The sequence below is a fragment of the Polaromonas sp. P1_E3 genome, from assembly GCF_056405935.1.
In genome coordinates this window covers 1-5607 of the sequence record NZ_JBFUBD010000177.1, presented here as the reverse complement: position 1 = coordinate 5607, position 5607 = coordinate 1, and the positions used below count along the sequence as shown (strand labels likewise).

The window sequence follows — 5607 nt, the reverse complement described above, 5'->3', positions numbered from 1 at the left end:
GCTCTGGTTCAAGCTGCCGCGGGATGACCTCAGGCTGCATGTCATTGAGGCCGATGCGGCGCAGGAAATCAAAAAGCCCGTGCACCAGGGAACGGTGGACTTGCTGCATGTCGACCTGTATGACCACGAAGCGGCGGCGCCTGTGCTGGACAGCGCGGATTTTTACGAGGACTGCCGGGGGCTTCTTGCGGAAGACGGCGTGATGACCGTGAACCTTTTTGGCCGTGACTCCAGTTACGTGCAGTCGCTGACAAAAATCGCGGAAGCGTTTGGGCCCGAGGCGGTCTGGGCGTTTCGGCCCACGCGTGAGGGCAATACTGTGGTGCTGGCCCAACGCGATCCGACCCGTCCCGAACGGGCTGACCTTCTGCAGCAAGCCGGCGTCATCGAGTCGCGCTGGGATTTGCCCGCCAAAAAATGGTTGCGGCTCTTCGCGCCAGTGGCTTAGCGATGCGTCGGCGCAGGTGGTAAAGACCGCTGCGGATGGGGTACAGTGCGACCCATGAGCGCCGTGACGCACCCCAAACACTCCAAAGACCCGCACGCTAAAAAGACCCACGCCGGGCCGCTGGACTGGCGCATGCTGGTTGAATGGCTTAGCGAAGATGGTGTGATCAGCGCTACCGAAGCGCAGCGGACGATTGCGCGTTGCTCGCAGGTGCAAAGCGCGCAGCCGCCGCTGACCCGCCTTGCCAGCGTCGGCATGACACGTCTGGCGGATGGCAAACCCCTGGACATGGAAACCATCACGCAGTGGCTGGCCGGACGGGCTGGCCTTGCTTACCTGCGGATTGATCCGCTCAAGGTGGATGTGGGCAAGGTGGCGGACACCATGTCTGCCATGTATGCCGAGCGCCACAAGGTTTTGCCGGTGCAGGTGACGTCCAGCGAAGTGGTCATTGCCACTTCCGAGCCGTTCATCACCGACTGGGTGCAGGAAGTCGAACGGCAGGCCAAGCGCAGCGTGCGGCTGGTCGTCGCGAGTCCGCTGGAAATCACCAAGTTCACCGCCGAGTTTTTTGCGCTGGCCAAATCGGTCAAGGCCGCCACCAAGTCGGGTGGTAATTCAGGGTCTGCCAGCTTTGAGCAACTGGTCGAACTGAACAAAAGCAACAAGCAGCTGGACGCCAACGACCAGGGCGTGGTGCAGGTGGTGGACTGGCTCTGGCAATATGCGTTCGACCAGCGCGCCAGCGATATCCATCTGGAGCCGCGTCGCGAGCAGGGCGTGATCCGTTTTCGCATCGACGGTGTGTTGCATCCGGTTTACCAGTTGCCGATGGGCGTGCATAACGCCATGACCGCCCGCATCAAGCTGCTGGGCCGCATGGACGTGGTGGAAAAGCGCCGCCCGCAGGACGGCCGGATCAAGACCCGCAATCCGCGCGGCGACGAAATTGAAATGCGGCTGTCGACCCTGCCTACCGCGTTTGGCGAAAAAATGGTGATGCGGATTTTTGACCCGGACACCACCGTCAAGGACCTGGACGGGCTGGGGTTTTCCCAGCACGACGCCGAGCGCTGGGAGCAACTGGTCAAGYGGCCCTACGGCATTGTCCTGGTCACCGGCCCCACTGGTTCCGGCAAGACCACCACCTTGTATTCGACCCTCAAGCGGCTTGCGACTGAAGAGGTCAACGTCAGCACGATTGAGGACCCGATCGAAATGATCGAGGCCTCCTTTAACCAGACGCAGGTCCAGGCGCATCTGGACTTTGATTTTCCCGAAGGGCTGCGCGCGTTGATGCGGCAGGATCCGGACATCATCATGGTGGGCGAAATCCGCGATCTGCAGACGGCTGAGATGGCCGTGCAGGCGGCGCTGACCGGCCACCTGGTTTTCAGCACGCTGCACACCAATGACGCCCCGTCCGCGGTGTCCCGCCTGATGGAGYTCGGTGTTCCTTCCTACCTGATCAATGCCACATTACTGGGTGTGCTGGCCCAGCGGTTGGTACGTACCCTGTGCAGCAATTGCCGCCAGCCTGACGAAGCCGCCTCACGAGAAACGCTCGCCGATCTGGTCAAACCCTGGCAGATCAGCGGCGGTTACCGGCCGTACAAGCCGGTGGGCTGTGTGGATTGCCGGATGACCGGATTTCGCGGGCGCATGGGGCTTTATGAGCTGCTGACCGTCACGGAAGGCTTCAAGGAAAAAGTCTCGAAAGAGCCCAATATCGATGCGTTGCGCCGCCAGGCGGTCAGCGAAGGCATGCGCCCGCTTCGGCTGGCCGGCGCGCTGAAGGTGGCAGAAGGCCTGACAACCATCGAGGAAATTCTGGCCTCCACCCCGCCTTTGTCCTGAGAGACCGCGATCCAGTTCCGGTACTGCGGGTTTTCACAGGGCATGGCCTCAATGTAAGCAAGAGGTAAGCCAAAAGATTGCGAAAGGTAAGTGAAAGCCACATGGCGGGGGCTGGGCGATTGAATGCACAATCCACCGATTCTTTCTTTTATATGTATTGAGGAGACAGCCGTGAATATCAAGAGTCAGAAAGACTTTTTCTCCGGCCTCATGTTCATGGGCGTCGGTGTGGCGTTTGCATGGGGGGCTACCACCTACAACGTGGGTGAAGGCGCGCGCATGGGACCGGGGTACTTCCCCCTCATGCTGGGTATTTTGATGGCTGTTCTGGGTGCCGCAATCACCTTCAAGGCGCTGGTGGTGGAAACCGTGGGCGGGGACAAGATCGGCAAGTGGGCCTGGAAGCCCCTCATCTTCATCATCCTGGCCAATCTGGTCTTTGGCATTTTGCTGGCCGGGTTGCCGAGCATCAAGATCCCGGCCATGGGCATGATCGTGGCGATCTATGCATTGACCTTCATTTCCAGCATGGCGGAAGAGGGCTGGAAAGTCAAAAACACCTTCATTCTTGCGACGGTGCTGGCCATCGGCAGCTACCTCGCTTTCGTCGTCCTGCTCAAGTTGCAGTTCCCGGTCTGGCCATTCTTTATCGGCTAAGGAGAATAAAAAATGGAATTGCTAAATCATTTGTCGATCGGTTTTGGCGTGGCATTCACGCCGATCAATCTGTTGTATTGCCTGATCGGCTGTATTCTGGGTACCCTGATTGGTGTGTTGCCCGGCATCGGTCCCGTGGCCACCATCGCCATGCTGTTGCCGGCAACCTACGCGTTGCCGCCGGTGTCCGCGCTGATCATGCTGGCCGGCATCTATTACGGCGCCCAGTACGGTGGCTCGACCACCGCCATCCTGGTGAATCTGCCAGGGGAATCCTCTTCGGTGGTGACCTGTATTGACGGGTACCAGATGGCAAGAAAAGGCCGCGCCGGGCCTGCACTTGCCGCGGCAGGCCTGGGCTCTTTCTTTGCCGGTTGCGTGGGCACCTTGATCCTGGCCGCATTTGCGCCGCCTTTGACTGAACTGGCTTTCAAGTTCGGCCCTGCTGAATATTTTGCCCTGATGGTTCTGGGCCTGATCGGCGCTGTGGTACTGGCTTCGGGTTCGCTGCTCAAGGCAATTGCCATGATCGTGCTGGGTCTGCTGCTGGGCCTGGTGGGCACCGATGTGAACTCCGGCGTTGCCCGTTTCAGCTTCGACATTCCCGAACTGACCGACGGCATCGGCTTCGTGACCATCGCCATGGGTGTGTTCGGTTACGGCGAAATCATCAGCAACCTGGCGCAGCCCGAGCATGAGCGCGAGGTTTTCACCGCCAAGGTCTCGGGCCTGTTCCCGACGAAGGAAGACTTCAAGAACATGGCACCCGCCGTGCTGCGCGGCACCTTCCTGGGTTCAGCGCTGGGTATCCTTCCCGGCGGCGGCGCCCTGCTGGCTGCTTTCGCCGGCTATGCGCTCGAGAAGAAGATCAAGATGAAGCCGGGCGAAGTACCTTTTGGCCAGGGCAACATCCGCGGCGTGGCCGCSCCTGAGTCGGCSAACAATGCCGGCGCGCAGACRTCCTTCATCCCGTTGCTCACTTTGGGTATTCCACCCAACGCCGTGATGGCMCTGATGGTGGGCGCCATGACGATCCACAACATCCAGCCCGGCCCGCAGGTGATGACCAGCAACCCCGAACTGTTCTGGGGCCTGATTGCCTCSATGTGGATCGGCAACGCGATGCTCGTGATCCTGAACCTGCCGTTGATCGGCATGTGGATCAAGCTGCTGACCGTGCCCTACCGCTACCTGTTCCCGGCTATCGTGCTGTTCTGTGCGATTGGCGTGTACTCCACCAACAACAACACCTTCGACATCTGGATGGTGGGTATTTTTGGTGTGATCGGTTACCTGTTCGTCAAGCTGGGCTGCGAACCCGCCCCCTTGCTGCTGGGCTTCATCCTGGGCCCCATGATGGAGGAGAACCTGCGCCGGGCCTTGCTGCTCTCGCGCGGCGACTGGAGCGTGTTTGTAACCCGTCCCCTCTCGGCGGGACTGCTGGGAGCCGCCGTGCTGCTGCTGGTCATTGTGCTGCTGCCAAGCATCAAGAACAAGCGGGAAGAAGCCTTCGTCGAAGCCGACTGAGCTGCGTGAAGCGCTACGGAAAAGGCACCTTCGGGTGCCTTTTGTTTTGCCTGTTTGCTACATAGTCGGTCTCCAAAACCGTTGCACAATGGCCAGATGAAACGTAGACATATTATTTCCCTGGCTGCGGCTTCTGCCGTGACTCTCGCGGGTCCCGCCATGGCCCAGAACTATCCGTCCAAACCCATTCGCATGATCGTGCCCTTTCCGGCGGGCGGCGCGACGGACATCCTGGCGCGGGCCCTGTCGCAAAAGCTGGGCGAGAAAATCGGCCAGACCGTCGTGGTTGAAAACCGGCCGGGCGCCGGCGGCACGATCGGGGCAGACGCGGCGTCCAAATCGGCACCGGACGGCTACACGCTGCTGCTGGCCACATCCAGCACCCACAGTATCGGGCCGGCCATCAACCCGCGGATTCCCTACAACGCAGAAACCGACTTCACGCCGATTGCCTATGTGGCCAGTTCGCCCAACGTGGTGCTGGTGCCCAACACCTCGCCGGCAAAAACCATGCGTGAGTTCATCGACCATGCGCGCAAAAATCCCGGGCGCCTGAACTATGCGTCCAGCGGCAACGGCACCATCATCCACCTGACCAGCGAGTACTTCAAGGCGCAATCAGGAACCTTCATCCTGCATATCCCCTATCGCGGCACGGCGCTGGCCATGCCGGACCTGATCAGCGGCAAGATCGACGTGCTCTTCGACTCTTTCGTCACCGGCATGCCGCACGTGAAAGACGGGAAGCTGCGGGTCCTTGCGGTCACCAGTCTCAAACGCACGGCGCTCGCGCCCGATCTGCCTGCGGTGGCGGAGACCTTGCCGGGGTTTGAGTCGGTGACCTGGTTCGGGGTTTACGGCCCGAAAGGCATGCCGCCGGACTTGGCAGGCAAGGTCAACCAGGCCGTGAATGCGGCCCTGGCCGATGCCGACGTGAAAGACCGCTTCGCCAGGCTGGGGGCTGAACCCACGGGAGGCACGCCGCAGGCCTTTGCGGCCATGGTGAAAACAGACACGGCCAAGTGGAAGAAAATCATCGTCGAGCGGAAAATCAGCGCGGATTGACGCCCTCCACCGCATTGCGGTGCCTGCTGCGACGAGGCCCATCAGTTTTACTT

5 protein-coding genes are annotated in these 5607 nt (G+C 60.7%); all 5 read left to right on the top strand.

The genetic code is table 11. The features are described from left to right. Positions 1-448, top strand: a 448-nt coding sequence (locus AC1D0Z_RS15165; protein ID WP_477659054.1) for a spermidine synthase, incomplete at its 5' end; no start/stop codon positions are given. Positions 449-502: 54 nt separating this feature from the next. Then, complete coding sequence (tfpB, locus tag AC1D0Z_RS15160; RefSeq protein ID WP_477659053.1) at positions 503-2305, top strand: type IV pilus assembly ATPase TfpB; 1803 nt, start codon at positions 503-505, stop codon at positions 2303-2305. A 171-nt stretch (positions 2306-2476) separates the two neighbouring features. Continuing rightward, positions 2477-2962: a tripartite tricarboxylate transporter TctB family protein gene (locus tag AC1D0Z_RS15155; protein ID WP_477659052.1), complete on the top strand. Its 486-nt coding sequence runs from the start codon at positions 2477-2479 to the stop codon at positions 2960-2962. Positions 2963-2974: 12 nt separating this feature from the next. After that, positions 2975-4489: a tripartite tricarboxylate transporter permease gene (locus AC1D0Z_RS15150; protein WP_477659051.1), complete on the top strand. Its 1515-nt coding sequence runs from the start codon at positions 2975-2977 to the stop codon at positions 4487-4489. 96 nt (positions 4490-4585) lie between these two features. Further along, entirely contained in the window at positions 4586-5554 is a 969-nt protein-coding gene (locus AC1D0Z_RS15145; protein ID WP_477659050.1) for a Bug family tripartite tricarboxylate transporter substrate binding protein, read from the top strand. Positions 5555-5607: the final 53 nt, after the last annotated feature.